The organism is Actinokineospora sp. NPDC004072 (assembly GCF_053604195.1).
Genome location: NZ_JBSGHB010000002.1, coordinates 481,491 through 500,813 on the forward strand (window position 1 = coordinate 481,491; position 19,323 = coordinate 500,813).

The 19,323-nt window shown below is 74.5% G+C and carries 11 protein-coding genes; 9 read left to right on the forward strand and 2 right to left on the reverse strand.

The genetic code is table 11. From position 1 onward, the window contains the following. Positions 1–3: 3 nt before the first annotated feature. Together ACWEPX_RS04650 and eccCa are read right to left on the reverse strand one after the other, a co-directional pair. Positions 4–1,980 (reverse strand): S8 family serine peptidase, encoded by a 1,977-nt coding sequence (locus tag ACWEPX_RS04650; RefSeq protein WP_451895700.1) that lies wholly within the window; start codon positions 1,978–1,980, stop codon positions 4–6. Next, a complete protein-coding gene (gene eccCa / locus ACWEPX_RS04655) occupies positions 1,977–5,918 on the reverse strand; it encodes a type VII secretion protein EccCa (protein ID WP_451895701.1) in 3,942 nt (1,313 codons plus the stop codon). Before eccCa ends, ACWEPX_RS04650 begins: the two co-directional genes overlap by 4 nt. A gap of 104 nt (positions 5,919–6,022) precedes the next feature. Between eccCa and eccD the strand changes: the two genes are divergently transcribed. The 9 genes from eccD to ACWEPX_RS04700 all read left to right on the forward strand — a co-directional run bounded on the left by eccD (position 6,023) and on the right by ACWEPX_RS04700 (position 18,961). Continuing rightward, positions 6,023–7,411, forward strand: coding sequence for a type VII secretion integral membrane protein EccD (gene eccD / locus ACWEPX_RS04660; RefSeq protein WP_451895702.1), 1,389 nt, complete (start codon positions 6,023–6,025; stop codon positions 7,409–7,411). A gap of 48 nt (positions 7,412–7,459) precedes the next feature. Next, positions 7,460–8,776, forward strand: coding sequence for a type VII secretion protein EccB (gene eccB, locus ACWEPX_RS04665; protein ID WP_451895703.1), 1,317 nt, complete (start codon positions 7,460–7,462; stop codon positions 8,774–8,776). A 19-nt stretch (positions 8,777–8,795) separates the two neighbouring features. After that, positions 8,796–9,092, forward strand: a complete 297-nt coding sequence (locus ACWEPX_RS04670) for a hypothetical protein (protein ID WP_451895704.1) — start codon at positions 8,796–8,798, stop codon at positions 9,090–9,092. Positions 9,093–9,112: 20 nt separating this feature from the next. Further along, a complete protein-coding gene (locus tag ACWEPX_RS04675) occupies positions 9,113–9,403 on the forward strand; it encodes a WXG100 family type VII secretion target (RefSeq protein WP_451895705.1) in 291 nt (96 codons plus the stop codon). Between the two features lie 72 nt (positions 9,404–9,475). Next, a complete protein-coding gene (locus tag ACWEPX_RS04680) occupies positions 9,476–9,859 on the forward strand; it encodes a hypothetical protein (RefSeq protein WP_451895706.1) in 384 nt (127 codons plus the stop codon). A gap of 26 nt (positions 9,860–9,885) precedes the next feature. Continuing rightward, positions 9,886–12,261, forward strand: coding sequence for a hypothetical protein (locus tag ACWEPX_RS04685; protein WP_451895707.1), 2,376 nt, complete (start codon positions 9,886–9,888; stop codon positions 12,259–12,261). 14 nt (positions 12,262–12,275) lie between these two features. Beyond that, positions 12,276–12,671 carry a YbaB/EbfC family nucleoid-associated protein gene (locus tag ACWEPX_RS04690; protein ID WP_451895708.1) on the forward strand — a complete coding sequence of 132 codons (396 nt, stop codon included), beginning with the start codon at positions 12,276–12,278 and terminating at the stop codon, positions 12,669–12,671. Beyond that, positions 12,668–12,979 (forward strand): hypothetical protein, encoded by a 312-nt coding sequence (locus ACWEPX_RS04695; RefSeq protein ID WP_451895709.1) that lies wholly within the window; start codon positions 12,668–12,670, stop codon positions 12,977–12,979. Before ACWEPX_RS04690 ends, ACWEPX_RS04695 begins: the two co-directional genes overlap by 4 nt. A 12-nt stretch (positions 12,980–12,991) precedes the next feature. Continuing rightward, positions 12,992–18,961 carry a WXG100-like domain-containing protein gene (locus tag ACWEPX_RS04700; RefSeq protein ID WP_451895710.1) on the forward strand — a complete coding sequence of 1,990 codons (5,970 nt, stop codon included), beginning with the start codon at positions 12,992–12,994 and terminating at the stop codon, positions 18,959–18,961. The last annotated feature ends 362 nt before the right edge of the window (positions 18,962–19,323 follow it).

The window sequence follows — 19,323 nt, forward strand, 5'->3', positions numbered from 1 at the left end:
TGCTCACCCGCTGGATCGCGGCGGGGAACCCGCGTCGCGGGGTGGGGCATCCCCCACCCTCCGCCGGGTGAACGCGACCGGGAGCGCCAGCAGCGCGAGCGCCCCGGCGAACCACAGCGCGCGGGTCAGCGGCGCCGGGTCGGGCGCGGGTGGCTTCGGCACCACCAGGTGCTCGGGCGTCGGCCGGGGCGGGTCGGCGGTGGTGAGGATCGTGGTGACCGCGGCGAAGGGGTCGACCACCGCCGTCGGGCCGTCGGCCGTGGCGGACAGGCGGGCGATGACCTGCCGGGCGGTCAGGTCCGGGTGGTAGGCGCGGACCAGGGCCGCAGCGCCCGCCACCGCGCCGACGGCCAGCTCCGGCCCCGAGCCGGTCCGGTTGCCCGCCCCGGCGGGGGCGATGCCGACCAGGTCCGCCGCGGGCGCGGCCAGCAGGGGAGCGGCCCCGGTGGGACCGTCCAGCGGCCCGTTCGGCCCGAGCGGGGCCACCGGGAGGACGCCGGGCAGCGCGGCCGGATAAGCCCGCTGCCCGTCCTCCCACACCCGCACCGAAGCCACCACGACGACATCCCGCCGCGCCGCCAACTCCACCGCCGCCCTCAACTCCGGCGCATCCCGCGTGGCGACCAACCCGACGGCAACGACCCGCGCGCCACCGTCAACGGCCGCCACAATCCCCGCAGCCAACCGCTCCGGCGCGACTTCATCAGCGTCATCCGCCACCCGCACGGGCAGCACCCGCACCCCCGGCGCAACGCCCGCAAACGTCCCCTCGCCCGGCCGCGCGGCAATCAACCCGGCGAGGAACGTCCCATGCCCGGAGCAATCCCGATTGCCGGCCCCACCCGCCAGATCCGTCCCCGGCAACACCGCCCCCCTCAACGCGACCGCCTCCCCGCTGACCCCGGTGTCCACCACCCCCACAACCCCATCCCCCCGAGTCAACGGCCACACCCGCTCCACCCCCAACCGCCGCTGCGCCCACGACACCTCACCCGCCACCCTTTCCGCCGCAGGCGCACACTCCCGCTCCGCCACCGCCCCCGGCCCAACCAGCCCACACACGCCGACCATGACGAGCACGACGAACACCTGCCCCACGATCCGGGCGGGATCGGTGCGGAACTTCCAACGGCCCTTCCGCCGCGCGCAGCGGGAAAGTCGGTCGCTGGTGCTTCCACGGCCCGCCCGACGGGGGTTGGATTCGCAAACCCTGGCGATGGTCCCGTCCCGCCGCGGAAAGCCACCACGCGGCGCCCGAGCGGATTCCTCCGCCTGGTGCGGGGAGAGGTCGTTGCGTGGCGGTTGGGGAGTTCGGTCCGGCTGGTGGGCGAGCGGCGGGTGAGCCCGACCGAACGAGTGCTCCAGGCGACCGCCGGGTCGTCCGCGATCTCCCCGGACGGCCTCGCCCCCTACCCGGGGAAGACCGCAGGCTGCTTCGCCACGCGCTGGCTGCTCGCCCTCGCTGCCCGCCTGGTGACGGAAGCGGGCGAGGTGTGCTGCTCGGGCGACTCTGCCCTCGCCTCGGCGGTCCGAGGTCTGTGCCGTGGTGCCGCCGTCCGCTCGGTGCGGAGAGTGGTCCGCGCACCGAGGTCGGGCGGTTCCGGCCGACCGGAGCGGGAAGCGGGAGGGGTGGGTTGCTCGGGTGGCCTTGCCGCGGGCTCGGCGCGGGTTGGGTGGTTCGGTGTCCGGTCGGTGCGGGGGGCCGTCGTCGGGCGAGGGTTCGGCGGGGTGTGCCGCTCGGGCGCTGTTGTCGTCGGCTCGGTGGTGTGTGGATCGGGCTGCGGTCTTGCCGTCCCCTCGGTGGTGTGCGGGCAGGGCAGCGTTGGTGTCGTTCGCTCGGTGCGGGGAGCTGTTGCGCGGCGGTCGGGTGGGGTCGTTCGGAACGGGCAGGGAGTGGGTGGGGAGTGCTGCTCGCGCAGGCTTGCCGTCGAGCGGGTCGGTGGTGTTGGGACCGGGGTGGTTGTCGGGTGGGGTGGTCATGACGGTTCCTCCGTCCAGCCGATCTGGAGGCCGGTGGCGTCGCGGCGGGTGACCAGGGCGGCTCGGCCGGGTGGGAGTTGGCGGCCTCGGGAGCCGTTGAGGAGGGGCATCTCGTTGGGGGGCATGGAGAGGGTCAGCTCTGGGGTGTTGGACTCCTGGAGCCTGCGCACCACCGGGTCCATGCTCGTGCGCCCCGAGCCCGCTGCGGCTCGGGCGAGGATCACGTGCAGGCCGATGTCGCCTGCCTGGGGGATCAGCTCGACCAGGGCGTCCAGCGGGCCGCCGGTGGGGCCGATGAGGAGGTCGTAGTCGTCGACGAGCACGAAGATCTCCGGGCCGGTCCACCAGTCGCGCTTGCGGAGCCTGCTCGGGGGGATGTCCGCGCCCGGGACGCGGTCCTTCAGCTCCACCGCGAGCCTGCCGACGAGTTCGCCCGCCGTCGGCCCCGACACCGCCAGCCCGCGTCGGTACTCCTCCGGGATTGAGTCCATAAGGGACCGTCGCGGATCGACCACCAGCAGTTGGGCGTCGTCGGGCCGGTACAGGCGGGTCACCGCGGTGGCGATCAGCCGCAGCGCCGCGGTCTTGCCGCTGCGGCTGTCGCCGAGGACGGCCAGGTGCGGGCGGGCGCCGAAGTCGTGCCACACCGGGGCCAGGTCCAGCTCGCCCGCGCCCAGGGCCACCCGGGGGCCGGGCTCGGGGGCGGGCAGGTCGGCCGCGGGCAGCACGGCGGGCAGCATCCGGACCTCCGGCGCCCGCGGTCCCGCCCAGCTCTCCTGGACGGCCTGCACCAGCTCGCGGGTGGCCTCGGCCAGCCCGTCGGTGCTCGCGCGCCCGTCCATCCGCGGCACGCCGCCGAGGAAGTGCAGCTTGTCCGGGGTCAGGCCGCGGCCGGGCGCGGCGGGCACCTGGGCCGCGCCGCGCATGTCGATCACCGAGTCGATCGCGTCGCCGAGGCGCAGCTCCAGCCGGGTGCCGAGCTGGTCGCGCAGCACGCTGTGGATGTCCGACCAGCGGTTGGCGGTCAGCACCAGGTGCACCCCGTAGGCCAGGCCGCGCTGGGCGAGCTGGCGGATGGCCACGTCGTGCTGCTCGAAGTCCGCGCGCAGCACACCCCAGCCGTCCACGACGAGGAACACATCGCCGTGCGGGTCGTCGGCGAACTCGCCTGCGGCGCGGCGGGCACGGTAGTCGGCCATGCTCTCCACACCGTGCTCGGCGAAGCGCCGCTCGCGCGCGGCCAGCAGGGTCTGCACCTCGGCGATCGTGCGGGCGACCTGCTCGACGTTCATCCGCGCGCACACCCCGCCGACGTGCGGCAGCCCGGCCAGCGCGCCGAGCGTGCCGCCGCCGAAGTCCAGGCAGTAGAACTGCACCTCGGCCGGGGTGTGGGTGAGCGCGAGCCCGGTGATCAGCGTGCGCAGCAGCGTGCTCTTGCCCGACTGCGGGCCACCGGCGACGCCGACGTGCCCGCCCGCGCCCGACAGGTCCACCAGGTGCAGGTCGCGCATCTGCTCGAACGGCTTGTCCACCACGCCGACCGGCACCGCCAGCCGCCCCCGGCCCGGCCACCCGGCCGCGGTCAGCCCCAGGTCGGGGTCGGGCTCCAGCGGCGGCAGGAGCTGGTCCAGCGACGGCGGCGCGGCCAGCGGCGGCAGCCACACCTGGTGCGCGGGCGGGCCGTGCCCGACGAGCCTGCCGACGGCCACGTCCAGCACCGACTCCGCCGTCTCGTCGGCGACGACCTGCGGGCCGGGCTCGGCCTCCGCCGACGCGGCCTTGGCCAGCCCGAACGGGACGACCTGCCTGCGGACCTCCTCCTGCCGCTGCTCGCGCGTGCGGCGGTGGTGGGCGCCGGAGACGTAGGCGGCCTTGAACCGCACCAGCGTGGCCACGTCGCTGCGCAGGTACCCGTTGCCGGGCGCGCTGGGCAGCTGGTAGGCGTCGGGCACCCCGATGACCGACCGGCTCTCCATCGCCGAGAACGTGCGCAGGCCGATCCGGTAGGACAAGTGGCTCTCCAGCTTGTGCATGCGGCCGTCGTCGAGGCGCTGGCTGGCCAGCAGCAGGTGCACGCCCAGCGAGCGGCCGAGCCTGCCGATCATGACGAACAGCTCGGCGAAGTCGGGGTTGGCCGCCAGCAGCTCGCTGAACTCGTCGACGATGACGAACAGCGTCGGCAGCGGGTCCAGCGGGGCGCCTGCCAGCCGGGCCTTCTCGTAGTCCAGCAGCGAGCTGTGGTTGCCGCTGGCGCGCAGCAGCTCCTGCCTGCGCACCAGCTCGCCGTGCAGCGCGTCCTGCATGCGGGTGACCAGCGGCGCCTCGTCGGCCAGGTTGGTGATCACCGCGGAGGTGTGCGGCAGCCGGTCCAGGCCCAGGAAGGTCGCGCCGCCCTTGAAGTCGACCAGGACGAAGTTGAGCACCTCCGACGAGTGGGTCATCGCCATGCCGAGCACGAGGGTGCGCAGCAGCTCGCTCTTGCCCGAGCCGGTCGCGCCGATGAGCAGCCCGTGCGGCCCCATGCCGCCCTGCGCCGACTCCTTGATGTCCAGCTCCACGGTCGAGCCGTCCTCGGCGATGCCCAGCGGGATGCGCAGCCGGTCCTGGGTCAGCCCGGTGCGCCACAGCGCCCTGGGGTCCCACTCGTCGAGGTCGGCCACGCCGAGCAGCCGGGGCAGGTCGAAGTCGGCGACCATCGAGTCGGCCACCTCGGTCGCCCCGCCCAGCCGGTACGGGGAGACGACCCGGGCCAGCGCGGTCGCCTGCGCCAGGGTCAGCCCGTCCGGCAGGCACAGATCGGTGCGGACCTCCTGGCCGGTGCGGTCGTGGCGGACCATGCGCACCTGCTCGGCGGTGACGTCCAGGCGCAGCGCCGAGCGGCCGGGGGCGGCATCGAGCGCGCCGGAGACGTCGAGCACCACCGCGTTGCGGTACCCCGCCCCCGCCAGCCGCGACTCCACCGGCATCCGCACCCCGTCGAGCACGACCACGACGTAGGGCTCCTCGCGGCCGGGGGCCGCGCCCGCCTCGAACCGGCCCCGCTCGCCGAGTTCGGCGTCGAGCAGCTCGGCGAGGCCGTCGGCGTCCTCGGCGACCAGCCGGACCGGGCCTGCGCCGTCCTGCTCGACGGGGTGCTGGGCGTGCGGCAGCCACTTCACCCAGTCCCACAGCCGCGCCTGCTCGGGGCTCGCGCCCACGATCACCCGCAGGTCCTCGGGGGAGTGGAAGACCACCAGCTGGGCCAGCACGGCCCGCGCCAGCGCGCGGGCGGCGTCGGCGTCGCCTTGCAGCCGCACCTGCGCGAAGCCGCGCAGGAACAGTGCAGTCGGCTGGTTGGCCACGGTCGTGTAGGCGTTGATGAACCGCCGCAGCGCCCGCGCCGACAGCGGCTCCAGGTCGGCGACCGGCTTGGTCGCGGGCGGCGTCATCGCCACCGCGAGCCGCTGGGTGCCCAGGCCCACCCGCACCTCGGCGAAGTCGGCGTGGGCGGCCCGCCGCTCCCACAGCCGCCCGGTCATCGCCACCGACCACAGCCCGGCCGGGTCGGGGTGCAGCCAGGCCAGCGCGGTGCGCTGGCGGGCGGCGACCCCGCGCACCTGGGCCCGGACCTGGCCGAGGTAGCGCAGGTAGTCCCGGCGCTCGCCGCGCATGCGCTGGCGGCGCTCCGCCCCGCCGCGGCCGAGCTGGCTGACCACCATGACGACGGCCATCAGCCCCATCATCCCGGCCATCCCCATGCCCATCCCCGGGTTCCGCGGGCCGATGAGCACCAGCATCATCACCGCCCCGCCCAGGGTCATCGGCAGCATCACCAGCGCCGCGCCGAACCCGCCGCCGGTGGTCTCCGGCAGCGTCGGCGGCTCCTGGAGCGACAGGTCCCCGCTGGGCATCTCCGGCGGCTGCTCCCGGCCTTGCCTGCGGAACAACGTCGTGGTCATCGCGGTCGTCCTCCGGGGTCGACGGGCCTGGCTGCCCGGTACACGTCCGCGGACCGCCGCCGCGTTCACGTGAACCGCGGCGCGGGGGACGCCGTGTACCGGGCATGGCACGCACGACCACCACCGCGGCGACGACCACCTCCGGGGAGATGTGCAGGCTGACCATCTGCGGCCCCGCATCCCGGGTGGAGCTGGCCGTCCCCGCCCACGTCCCGCTGACCGACCTGCTGCCGACCGTGCTCGGCCACCTCGACCCCGCGCTGGCCACCAGCGGCCTGGCCCACGGCGGCTGGGTGCTGCAACGCCTGGGCGAGCCGCCGCTGGACGAGGACCAGAGCACCTCCGCGGCCGGGCTCTACGACGGCGACGTGCTGCACCTGCGGCCCCGCGACGACCAGCTCCCGCCGGTCGACTTCGACGACGTGGTCGATGGCGTCTACACCGGACTGTCCACCCGCGACGACCGCTGGCGGCCGGCGCTGACCAGGGCGGCGTGCGTCGCCGCGGCGGCGCTGTCCGGGCTGCTGGCGGTGCTGCTCCCGGTGGCGGCCGGGCCGGGCCTGTTCGCCGCGGTCGCGGCCGGGGCGGCCGGGGTCGTGCTGCTCGGCGCGGCCTGCGTGCTCGCGCGGCGCTTCGCCGACCGGGCGGGGGCCGCGGCGCTGGCCGCGGTGGCCGTCGTCGGCGCGGCGGTCGCCGGGCTCGCGGTGCCCGCGACGAGCTGGGTGAGCGGCCCGGGCGTGCTCGCCGCGGGCGCGGCGGCGGCTGCGGCGGCCGCCGTCGCGCGGGCGCTGACCGGGGTCGCCGCCTTCCTGGCGGTGGCCTGCGGGTCCGCCCTGGTCGCCCTCGGCGCGCTGGTCGGCGTGGCCACGGGCCTGGATCCCGCGGCCACGGCGGGGGTCGTCCTCGCCGTGGCGCTGCCCGCCGCCCGGCTCGCCCCGCAGGTGGCGATGTGGCTGGCCGGGCTGGCCGTGGAACCGGTGCCGACCTCGGCGGCGGAGTTCCAGCAGGGCCTCGACCCGCTGCCCAGCCGCACCGTCCTCGACCAGGCCGCCACGGCGAACGTGCACCTCACCGCGTTCCTGGCGGTGTTCGGGGCCGTCGCGGCCGCGGCGATGCCGGTGGTCGCCGCAGCGGGCCGCTGGGACGCGATCGCGCTGGTGGCCGCCGCCGCGGTGCTCCAACTCCTGCAGGCGCGCGAGCTGGAGGGCGGGTGGCACCGGCTCAGCGCCCTCCTCCCCGCCGCCGTCGGGCTCACCGCGCTGGTGCTCACCTGGGCCGCGCCGCTGCCCGCGCCGGGCCTGGCGGCCGTCGTGGCCGGGCTGCTCGCGCTGGCCTGCCTCGCGCTGGTCGGCGCGCACCAGCTCCCCGGGCGCAGGCTCGTGCCCCGCTGGGGGCGCTGGGGCGACGTCCTGCACTGGACCTGCGCGCTGGCCGTGGTGCCGCTGGTGCTCGCCGTCGCCGAGGTCTACGAGCTGGTCGCCGCGCTGGTGTGAACCGCCCGCCTGCCGCGGGCCGTGTCCAGATCGGAGGGAGGAGAAACCATGTACAGCAGGCGGGAGCAGGTCCAGGCGCACGCCTTCCTGGTCGGCAGGCTGGTCGCGGCGCTGCTGCGCACCGACCCCGACGCCCAGGAGCGGCCGCTGCGCCGGACCACCATCGGGGTGGTGGGCGGGATCGCCGTCGCGGCCCTGGTCTTCGCGGTGGTGCTGGTGGTGGCCCTGCTCAGCGGGCGCGACGGCGACGCCTGGCGCGCCCCCGGCACGCTCGTGGTCGAGAAGGAGACCGGCAACCGGTACCTGCTGGTCGACGGCAGGCTGCGCCCGGTCCTCAACTACGCCTCCGCCCGGCTGCTGGTCGGCGGCGAGCCCGCGGTCGCGCGGGTCGGCGCCGCCGCCCTGGCGGGCACGCCCAAGGGCGGCCCGGTCGGCATCCTCGGCGCGCCGGACTCGGTGCCCGCGCCGTCGGCCGCCCCGGCCTGGCTGGTGTGCGCGGGCGCCGACGACGTGGTTACCGTGACCATCGGCGCTGATGCGGGCGCCGCCGCGCCGGAGGGGGAGGCGCTGCTGGTCACCGCGGGCGGCGAGCTGCACCTGGCGTGGCGCGACCGGCGGCTGCGGATCACCGCGCCCTGGACGCCCCGAGCCATCGGCCTGGACCCGGCCGCCGCCGTGCGGGTCGACCCGGCCTGGCTCAACACCCTCCCCGCTGGCCCGGACCTGGGGTCGCCGCCGGTGCCCAGCGGCGGACCCGGGCCGGTGGTCGCCGGGCAGCCGACCACGGTCGGCCAGCTCGTCACCGTGCCCGACGCCGTGGGCGGCGGCCGGTACGCCGTGCGCGCCGAGGGGCTGGTCCCGGTGACCGCCACCGTGGCCGCGCTCATCATGGCCGACCCGGACCGCGGCGGGCTGCCCGCGCTGCGCATCACCCCGGCCCAGCTGGCCGAGCAGACGATCCTGCCAGCGCCGGTGTGGCAGGCGGAGCTGCCGCCCGAGCCGCCCGCGCCGCTGCGCACCGACGACCGCGCGCCCTGCGTGCGCTGGGCAGGCGACACCGCGGTGCTGGCCACCGCGCCCCTGCCCGACGCCCAGGCCCCGACCGCGGCCGGGCTGGTGCGCGACGGCCGCGTGGCCGACCGGATCGCCGTCGCACCCGGCGCCGGGCTGCTGGCCCGCACCCGCCCCGCCCCCGGCGTGCCCGGCGCGGGCGCCTACCTGGTCACCGAGTCCGGGGCCAAGTACCCGGTGGCCGACGGCGAGGCCGCCGCCGCGCTCGGCCTGCCCGCCGAGACCGCCCACGCCGTGCCCGCCGACCTGCTCGCCCTGCTCCCGACCGGACCCGTGCTCGCCCGGATCGGCTAACCACAACCGGAGGAAACCCATGTCCAAGTACGGCTACGACGACGCATCCCTCAACTCCATCATCGTCGCCACCAGCGGCGCCCTGGACCAGATGGGCCGGGTCAACCAGCAGGTCTACGCGATCTCCGGCCAGCTGCCCGCGGCCAACAACTCCACCTCCGGGCAGAAGCTGTCGATGGCCCTGGCCAACTGGAACTCCGACTTCACCCGGGTCGTCGGCCAGCTCAACGCGCTCAACGAGAAGGCCAACGCCCTGCTGCGGGCCAACCGGTCCGCCAACACCGACGCCGACGGCGCCTCCGGCGGCGCGCAGTAACCACGGAAAGGGAAAGCCCGATGACCTCCTTCGACATCGACCACAACGGCTACCTGGAGCTCAACGAGCAGCTGCTCATGCACGTGCGCTCCGTCGGCGACATCCTGGAGAACCTCAACTCGGCGCTGCGCAACATCCCCAGCGCCGCGCGCGGCCAGGCGACGCCGGTCTGGCTGGAGGCGCAGCAGAACTGGACCCGGATCTACCAGGAGATGCAGCAGAAGCTCAACGCCAGCACGCTCTCCTCGAGCAACGTCCACGAGATCTTCCAGAACGGCGACAACGCGGGCGCGCGGATCATGCTCTCCTGACCGGTCCCGGCCGCGGGTCCGGTGTGGACCCGCGGCCGCCCGGTCGAGGAAACCCCGACAGGAGGCGCAGACATGGCGAACAAGATCACTTTCGACGAGGAGAAGTACAACCGGCTGCTCAAGGCGATGGACGAGCTGGAGCGCAGCCTGCTGCACGACGCCACCACCACCCCGGCGCTCGTGCTCGACGGCGAGATCGTCCTGCAGCCCGGCAAGCAGCACTGGGGCCCGGCCACCCGCCTGGTGTCGGCGGGGACCGAGTTCGGCGGGTCGGTCGAGGCGCAGAACGAGCAGTTCCGCAAGGCGCTGGTGACCTTCCGCAACGCGCTGGAGGTCGCCAAGGAGATCTTCAAGGAGACCGACGACCTGGCGACCTTCGACATCGCCAGCTTCGTCGCGCAGTACCCGGACTTCAACGTCGGCGGCGGCCTGGGCGGAAAGCCCGGCGGGGCGTAGCCGCCCGGACGACCACGGAGGATGCCATGCCCGTCACCCTGCCCGAAGGCGACGACCTGTCCGCCGCGACGTTCGAGCAGATCCTGTTCGCCGTCACCGGGACCGGACCGGACCTGCGCGGCCAGGTCAACACCGGGGGAGCACCCGGCGGGGAGCACACCTGGCTGCTGTTCGCCGACAACCCCGGCAAGGAGAACTCCTGGCACTACCGCGCCTGGGACACCTACTACTTCGGGGTCGACCACAACCAGGCGGCCTTCAGCAACTGGCAGTCGATGGTCCGCGAGATCGACGCGGTGGCCCAGCGGCTCTACGACGGCAAGCTCGGCCTGATGGACAGCAAGCGGCTGTGGGACAGCGCCGCGGTCGTCGACCAGTACCTGAAGTGGCTCAACACCAGCTTCACCTCCGTGCAGACGTGGACGACGAGCCTGTCCGGCGAGGGCTCGGCGTTCAAGGGCAAGGCGGCCTACGCCATCCAGATCAACCTGCGGCGCCTCGCCCATACGCTCGGCGACCTGTACCAGCAGATCGTCGTCGACCGCAAGCCCGCCACGCCCGACGGGCTGCGGTCGGCGGCGCAGTGGCTGGAGCTGTTCGGCCGCACGATGGCCAACGCCTGGTGGGAATCGCAGGCGTTCCTGCTCAACGGCGCGGCGAAGGCCGCGCGCGCGATCATGGCCAACGTCAACAACTACCTGAGCAAGCGCGGGCTGTTCGTGGCCAACAAGGGCGAGGGCGGCGACCCCTACTACCTCGACGACGGCAACCCGCTGGGGCTGTCCGCCAAGGAGTGGATCGTCAACGTGCTCAGCACGTACGACTCCCACTCCTACGCCTTCGTCGGCGGCGTCGTGTTCCCCGACGGGCTGACCGCGGTCAAGGGCGACCTGCAGCAGCGGTCCACTTGGGACGCTTTCAACGCCGCCATCAGCGGCTACCTGCGCGCGGAGCTGACCAAGCTCGACGGCGTGGCCCAGCCGCTGAGCACCACGCTGGCGCGGGCGTACGAGGAGGGTCGGCGGTCGCTGGGGGAGCTGAAGACCAACCCGCCGCCCAACTTCGGCAGCCCGCCGCCCAAGCTCGGCGGCGGCCCCGGCGGCGGACCCGGCGGCGGGGGCAAGATCCCGCCGCCGCCACCCGGGCCCGGCGACCAGAAGTTCAAGGTGACGCCGCCGCCGAACGGCGGGATGGGGGGATCGGGCGGTCCCAACGGCGGCCCGGGTGGACCCAACGGCGGCTTGGGCGGTCCTGACGGCGGTCCCGGTGGGTCGAAGTCGGGGATGGCCGTCCCGAACGGCGGACTCGGCGGGGGCACGGGTCCGGGTGGGCCCAACGGCGGCCCGGGTGGCTGGTCGTCCGAGCAGGACCGGTTGCTGTCCAAGCTCGCGCCGATGCCCGACGGGCCGGGCGCGGACGGCCGCTCGGGCGTCCGGCTGCCCGACGGGCTGGTCGACCCGGCCAACGGCGGCGGCCTGCTCCCGCCCAACGGCCTGTCCCCGAACGGCGGCCTGTCCCTGAACGGCGGTCTGACCCCGAACGGTGGCTTGTTGCCCAACGGCGGTCAGTCGTCGAACGGTGGCCTGCTGCCCAACGGTGGCCTGTCGCCGAACGGCGGTCTGCTCCCGAACGGCGGCCTGCTGCCCACCGGCGGCGGCACGCCCCCCGCGAACGGGCGCGGACCCGACGGCGTGGTGCGCCCGCCGCTCGGCGCGCCCGACCGGCCCGGCAGGCTGCCGTCCGACGAGGACGAGCCCGACGGCTGGGCGCCCCCGGTGCCCGGCGACGCCCCGCCGCTGCAGCCGGGCACCGAGCTGCCCCCGGTCAACCGGCCCGGCCAGCCCGACGGCGAACTCGGCCTCGGGCCGGGGGCCGCGCCGGGCAGCAGCCCCGGGTTCACCCCCGACCTGCCCGGCGGCTCGGGCGGCTCGGGCGCCGAGGGCGGCCTAGGCGCCGGTGCGGGCCTCGGCGCGGACGGTGGTCCCGGTGGCGCCGGGATCGGCGCTCCGGGCTCCGACGCGGTGCAGGGCTGGTCGGACTGGTCCGAGCGGATGCCGGGGGCCGGGCCCGGGACGGGCGGGACGTCGGGGACCGGTGGTCCCGGGCGGCTGGACCAGGGCGGCGGCATGCCGTTCATCCCGCCGATGATGGGCGGCCTCGGCGGCCCGACCGGGTCCGGCGGCAACGACCGCGAGCGTGAGCGGCAGACCTGGCTGACCGAGGACGAGAAGGTCTGGGGCGCCGACCGCGACGGCTGCGTCGGCGTCATCGGCAGGCCCGGCGCGGACGGCCCGCAGGCCGACGAGCCGCTGGCGCCCACCCACGTGCACGTGCGCTCCACCGCGCCGCGCGGCCGCGCCGCGGTCGCCCGGCGGGGCGCGGAATCCACCGAGACCGGCTGAGAGGGACGCATCTTATGTTCACCCCCTTGCACAACGACATGACCGCGGCGCTGGCCGAGCTGCGCGAGCAGCAGGCGAAGATCGCCGACGCGCTCGGCCGCATGGCGTCGGCCAGCACCACCGCGGCGACCGACGACCGGATGGTCAGCGCCACGGTGGACGGTCGGGGCAGGCTCACCGCCGTCGCCATCGCGGGCCGCCGCTGGCGCGAGCTGGCGCCGGGGGAGTTCGCCGCGCGGGTGGTCGAGGCGGTGAACCGGGCCCAGGACGCCGCTGCCGAGGCGGCGGCGGGCCTGGTCGCCGACCTGATGCCCGCCGGGGTCGACCTCGACCGGCTGCGCGACGTCGGGCCCGACCTGTCGGCGATGGTCGACGCGGCGGTCGACGAGGCCGGGCGGTGGGGGCGGTGAGCGACCGGCTGGTGGTCGACGTCGAGGCGCTGCGCAGCGGCGGGGTCAACATCGAGGGGACCACGCGGCTGGCGCTGGCCATCTGCGCGGAGCTGCGCAGCCGCGTCGCGGCCCTGCGCGGCGCGGGCGGCGGCGGCGAGATGGGCCAGAAGTTCGACCAGGGCTACAAGCCGGGCGAGGAGGAGGCCCTGCGCTTCCTCGACCTGCTCGGCAAGATCCTCGGCGACGCGGGCGGCCGCACGATCACCACCGCCCGCGTCTTCGCCGACTCCGGCGCCGAGGCCGACGCGATCGTCCGGACCGAGTAGGGGAGCCCCACCATGGCGATGATGGTCAGCGACGAGGTCCGCACCATGTTCCAGGTCCTCACCGGCGAGGAGTGGCCCGACGCCGACGAGGACAAGCTGCGCGAACTGGCCGATGCGTGGGACACCGCGGCCCAGCGGCTGGAAGGCCAGCTCGCCCCGCAGGTGGCGCACGCCGTCTCGACCATCAGGTCCACCTTCCACGGCGAGGCCGAGCAGGCCTTCGCCGCGCGGATGGCCCCGTTCGTGGAGGGGGAGAACCACTTGGCGGCCGCCGCGGAGCGCTTCCGCGCCCTGGCGGCGTTCCTGCGCGAGCTGGCGCTGGACGTGGAGTACGTCAAGCTGGTGTCGATCCTGTCGCTGATCGCCCTCATCGCCGAAATAGCCTGGGCCACGGCGATGGCCTTCTGGACCGCGGGCGCCAGCATGGTCTGGCTGGCCGCCCGCATCGCCATCGTCCGCTTCCTCCTGCAAACCCTCCTCGGCAGGCTGGTCCTGCGCTTCGCCCAGGCCGCGGTCTTCGGCATCGCCTTCCAACTGGTGATCGACGTAGCCGCCCAGTCCATCCAGTTCGCCATGGGCAACCGGCACACGTGGAACAAGAAGTACACCCAGAACGCCGCCGGGGTAGGCGCCCTCGGCGCCGCCCTGGGCGTCCCGCTGGGCGGCATCGGCAAATTCCTGTCCACCATCTCGACCAAGGGCCTCGACAACCTCCTCGGCAAGATCGCCACCGGCCCCAACTGGCACCGAGCCCTCCCGAAGGCCATCACCGAGACCGGGATGGAAGCCCTCCAGGAGATGCTGACCGAGGGAACGTACAAGTACGCCACCGAAGGCGAATTCGAGCTGAACCCCTTCGCCGCCACCTCAGGCGCCGCTTCTGGCGCAGGCACCTTCGCAGGCGGCGAACTAGGCAACTCCCTCCGCGGCACCCCCACCCCCACCCCCCAACCCCCCACCCCCGACCCCACCCGCACCCCAGACCCAACCCCTTCCACCACCACTTCACCCACCACCACACCGCCAACCACCACACCACCCACGACCGCACCCCCGACCACCACCACACCACCCGCGGCCGCACCCCCGACCGCACCCCCGACCACCGCTCCACCACCAACCACCGCTCCACCCATGACCACCCCGCCCACCACTGCGCCGCCCCCTACGACACCGCCCACCACCACAACGCCCACGACCACACCGCCGACCACCGCGCCGCCGACCACCACACCGCCGACCACCGCGCCGCCCACGACCGCGCCGCCGACCACCGCTCCACCCATCACCACCCCGCCCAGCGACGTCACCGCACCCGGCACCACCCCACCCGCAGGCACCACGTCACCAAGCGGCACCACCCAACCTGGCGGCACGACCCAACCCGGCAGCGGCGCGACTCAGCCGGGCAGCACGACCGAGCCGGGCAGCACGACCGAGCCTGGAAGCACGACCGAGCCTGGAAGCACGACCGAGCCTGGAAGCACGACCCAACCTGGCGGCACCACCGCACCAAGGAACACCCCTTCGCCCGAGGCCACCCACCCCACCGGCCCCGCCACCCCAACCGGCACCCCTCAACCCGTCGGCACCACCGCACCGAACAACACCACACCCCCGAGCACCCAACCCGGCGGGACCACCGCGCCCAACACCCAGCCAGCAGGAACGCCCCCACCCACCAACAACTCCCAGCCCGCCGGAACGCCCCAGCCCGACGGAACCACCCAGCCCGGCGGTAGCACGCACCCCGACGCTCCCACCCTGCCGAACAGCAACCCCCAGCCGGACGGACCCACGCACCCCGACGGCCCGGCTACGCCCGAACGCACCCTGCAACCCGACGGCACCACCCAACCGGCCACCACCCCGAACATCACCCCGCCCAACGGCAGCACCCAGCCCGAAGGCAACAACCAGCCCGGCGGTGCCACCCAGCCCGGTGGAGCCACCCCGCCTGGCACCACTCAGCCCGGCGGGACCACTCAGCCCGGCGGGACCACCCAGCCCAGCGGGATGAATCAGCCTGGCGGCATCACTCAGCCCGGTGGGACCGCCCCGCATGGCGGGACCATTCAGCCGGGCAGCATCACCTCGCCTGGTGGGACCACCCAGCCCGGCGGGACGACCACGCCTGGCGGCGTCACTCAGCCTGGCGGTACCCCTCAGCCCAGCGGGGCATTCCAGCCCGGCGGCATGACTCAGCCTGGCAGCAGTCAGCCTCTCAACAGCGGCCTGCCCGGTGGCGTGAACCAGCCTGGTGGCAGCACCCAACCCTCCAACACCCCGCCAACTGCCCGCACCCAACCTGGCGGCACGACCCAACCGAACGGTTCCACGCAACCCGCCAGCACCTCACCCAGCGGCACCACCCGCCCCGCCACCGCCCCGCCTCCCTCGGCCATGCAGCCCGATCCCACCCCGCCGGCCGCCACCACACCAACCGCCACCACACCAACCGCCACTCCGCCCACCGGCACAACGCGAACCGGCACCACCCCGCCCAACGTCGCCCCGCTGACCAGCACCACCTCACCGAGCACCACCTCACCGAGCGCCGCCCCGCCCGCAGGCCCCACCTCGCCCACCACCGGCATCACCCCGCCCAACGCTGCTCCGCTAACCCGCCCCACCCAGCCCAGCGTCGCTCCGCCCGCCAGCACCACCCCGCCCAGCACCACCCCGCCGACCAACACCACCCCGCCCAACGTCGCCCCGCCGACCAACATCACCTCGCCCAACACGGCCCGACCGGCCAACATCACCTCACCCAGCACCGCCCCGCCCCCCAGCGCCACCTCACCCAGCAGCGCTGGCGGCACCCCTGCTGTCGCCTCAGCAACCACCCCCGCCCACCAGTCCCCCCGCACCGAAGGCACACACAACTCAACCGGCGACACACCGCGCTCCCAAAGCAGTGCCAACACCCAACCGAGCGTCAATCGCAGCGGTGACGGGCGCACACCACCCCCCGAGAACCCGGGCGCACCCACCGAGCCCACCCCCCGACGCCTGCGCAGAGCCCCTGAGTCGGGCCAGCAGGCGAGGGATGTGAGCGCGCAGCCGCTCACCGCCGACGAAATCGGCAACCGCCTCGCTCCGCTACCCACGCCGTCCCCGCACGCGCAGCTGGGCACGGATGTCTTCGCGGATCGCACGCCGCCGCCCGCCCCGGCGTTCACCAGCGGCTACAACTACTCCGAGTTGCACGCCGACAAGCGGGCCGCGTTCTTCGACCTGATCGACATGACCAAGCCGCAGCCGACCGCCCAGCAGCTCAAACCGGGGCGTCTCCCGGCGAACAGCGGCACGATCATCACCGGGCGCGAGGTCCACCGGAGCAACGCGCCCACGCTGTTCAAGCCTGGCAGGTCGAAGAACCAGAAGGTGCCGAAGATCGTGCACAGCATCTGGATGGGCGGGCCGCTCACCGATCAGGCCTTCCTGCGCAACGTCAGCGAGGCCGCCACCAACACGCTCAACCCCGGCTACCGGTTCGTCCTGTGGACCGATGTCACGCGGGCCGAGATCGCGGCAGCGCAGGCCGAGATCGCGGCAGCACGGGAGGGCGCGGTCTCCGCTCGGAGCAGGCGGGTGGCGGACATGGTCTCGTGGGCGGAGACGGCGGGGGTGCGGCTGGTCAACATCGACGAGGTGTTCACCGCCGACGCGCCGATGCGGTTCGACCAGGAGACGCGCAGCGAGCGCGGCCAGCGGTCCGGGCCCCGGTACGCCGCGGCGAGCGACATCCTGCGGCTGGAGATCCTCAACCGGTTCGGCGGCGTGTACGTCGACGGCGACAACGTGATCACGACCAACCTCGACCAGGTGCTCAGGGACACCGCCAACGACCCGCACGGGCTGGCGATCGGGCGCACCGGCCAGTCGTTGACCAACTCCACGCTGATCGCCGCGGCCGGGTCGGCGGGGATCCAGGCGTACCTGGACGCCGTCGGCGCCAACGACCGCAAGACGGTGGCCGAGCTGTTCTTGGCGACGAGCGACGAAGCTCGTCTCGAAATGCGCCGCCACAACGACATCCGCGGCGAGATCGTGCGGCGGACGGGCCCCAACTACCCGTTGTTCGAGGACGTCGCCGAGCGGCTCGGCATCCCCCCGGAGTACGGCAGGCGGCGGGACAAGCTCACCCCCGTGCCCTCCGAGGTCGTGGGCGTCAATTCGGACAAGACGTGGTTGAGCAGCGCGCCCCCGCCGCTGCTGGACGAGCGCACCGTGACCGACGCGGTGAAGGGCGCCGTGCAGAGCCTGCACCGGGACCACCCGGCCCGCGACGGCACCGTGCACCTGCCCGTCGCCGAGCGGATCATCGCCAAGCTCCCCCCGGCCCAGCGCCCGGCCGCCTGGGCGGAGACCACGCGGCTGTTCCTGGGCAGCCGCCCCGGCGGCGTGGTCCAGATCAACGTCATCGACGCCCCGCGTTCGGTGGTCGACCGCCTCTCCGCGGCCTTCCCCGGCAGCACCGTCGTGCAGCTCAAACCCAGGACCATCGACGACGAACCGGACCCGTCCGCCTCCCAGCCAGCCGAGTCCAGCCCTGAGCCGGCCGAGTCCAGCACCGCACCTGCCGAGTCCGGGAACCAGCCGCCCGAGTCCCCTGATACGCGCGGCGAGCCCGGGGACCGGCCCGCGGGCGAGGCAGGCCGCCGCCCCGCGCCGCCTGCCGATCAGTCGCCTGAGCCGAGCCCGGCGCCCGCCGCCAGCCCCGCGCCGAGCAACCAGGCCGGACCGGTCCGGCCGCTGCACGGGCCGCAGCACGACAAGTACTGGGAGCGCGCCGACGACCGGACCGCGTCGTGGTTCGTCCGCGACAACCCGCTGCCGCCGCGCGCGTGGGAGTCGCTGCGCAACAAGGAGCAGGTCCAGGTCCGGACGGTCTCCTTCGACCCGGTCGACATGCTGCGGGAGGCGGACCAGAAGAAGCCCGACTTCATCAGCGGGACCGTGCGCTACGACGTGCGGCTGATGGAGGTCCAGCCGAACCGGTTCGTGCAGGAGTACACGGTCCGCATCCACCTCGACCCGACGCCGTCGGTGACGCCCGACCAGCTCCGGCAGGTGAAGGACGGCGCGAAACTGGCCGTCGACCGGCTCTACAACCAGGGCTACCGCCTGCCCTCCGGCCCGCAGTTCCACCTCAGGATCGAGTTCGTCGACCACGCCGAGGACGCCCACGTCTCCGTGCAGGTGGCCAACGTCGACTACGCCGACGAGGGGCTGTGGGGCACGGTGCCACCCCCGGTGACCTACGCCCACGAGATCGGCCACTACCTCGGCCTGCCCGACGAGTACCGCGACGGCAAGCGCGACCAGCGCGTGTTCAACTCCGGCGGCCCGCACCGCGTCGTGCACCGGGACGCCGACGGCAACCGGCAGGTGCGCCACGAACCCCGCTGGAACTCCGTCCGCCTCGGCGACGACGGCCTGATGAGCAACACCAGGCAGAGCACCCCGGTGATCCTGCCCCGCCACCTGTGGCACATCGACCGGATGACGACCAGCCAGGTCCACCTGCCCGAGACCGACTACGCCACCCTGCACGCCCCCGGCGCCGAAGCCCAACGCCCACCGGCGACCTTCGGCGCCATCGCCAGGGAGTTCGACCGTGTGCGGTCGTCTCCGAATCCAGATTGGATGTCCTATTTGGACATGCTGGACGCCGCTGCTCCACAGCTGGCCGAGATTGATCCGCATGCGTTGGCCGAGCACCGGCGGGATGTCGACGTGCAGCGGATCCGGTCGGCTGCGGCGGCGGGGGAGGTCATCCCGGTGCGCGGGACGACCGCGCGGCTGGTGCCGGGGGTGGACGGGTTCCGGTTGGTCGGGGCGGCCGTGACCGCGGCGCTGGCCGCGGACCTGGCGGCGATCACCGGGTGGGACGTCGTGGCCCTGGTGGTCGGCGCGGACGCCGAGGAGCCCCGGACGCTGCGCTTCCCGCCGCGGGGGCGGCCGCTGCCGGGGTGAGGCGCCCGTCCATCGGCAGCCCTGGCCTTCCGGCCCCGGGCCGGCTCCGTGTCCCGGCAGCCGGGAATGAACCGTGATGGCGGTGGGAGTCGTGTCTGGGGTGGATGAGGAGGAGACGATGGCGATTTCCGTCTGGTGGGTTGGGGCGGCTCTGGTCGTTGGCAGGCCGGGGCAGGACGACAGCGCCGTGGCGCTGGCCGAGGCGCTGGCTGAGGAGCCGGGCCGCACGGCTGTCGTGGTGGGGGAGAGCGCGGCTGACGCGGTGGCTCGACTGGACCCGTGGGTGGTCGCCGACCTGGGCGACGTCATCGACCGCGGTGTCCGGCTGTTCGCCCCCCGCCTGGCCGCCATCGCCCCCGACG

Excerpts from the sequence above, each read along its gene's own strand:
- ACWEPX_RS04685 (WP_451895707.1), top strand. The coding sequence starts at position 9,886 with ATGCCCGTCACCCTGCCCGAAGGCGACGACCTGTCCGCCGCGACGTTC.
- eccB (WP_451895703.1), top strand. The coding sequence starts at position 7,460 with ATGTACAGCAGGCGGGAGCAGGTCCAGGCGCACGCCTTCCTGGTCGGC.
- ACWEPX_RS04670 (WP_451895704.1), top strand. The coding sequence starts at position 8,796 with ATGTCCAAGTACGGCTACGACGACGCATCCCTCAACTCCATCATCGTC.
- ACWEPX_RS04675 (WP_451895705.1), top strand. The coding sequence starts at position 9,113 with ATGACCTCCTTCGACATCGACCACAACGGCTACCTGGAGCTCAACGAG.
- ACWEPX_RS04700 (WP_451895710.1), top strand. The coding sequence starts at position 12,992 with ATGGCGATGATGGTCAGCGACGAGGTCCGCACCATGTTCCAGGTCCTC.
- eccD (WP_451895702.1), top strand. The coding sequence starts at position 6,023 with ATGGCACGCACGACCACCACCGCGGCGACGACCACCTCCGGGGAGATG.
- ACWEPX_RS04680 (WP_451895706.1), top strand. The coding sequence starts at position 9,476 with ATGGCGAACAAGATCACTTTCGACGAGGAGAAGTACAACCGGCTGCTC.
- ACWEPX_RS04690 (WP_451895708.1), top strand. The coding sequence starts at position 12,276 with ATGTTCACCCCCTTGCACAACGACATGACCGCGGCGCTGGCCGAGCTG.
- ACWEPX_RS04650 (WP_451895700.1), bottom strand. The coding sequence starts at position 1,980 with ATGACCACCCCACCCGACAACCACCCCGGTCCCAACACCACCGACCCG.
- eccCa (WP_451895701.1), bottom strand. The coding sequence starts at position 5,918 with ATGACCACGACGTTGTTCCGCAGGCAAGGCCGGGAGCAGCCGCCGGAG.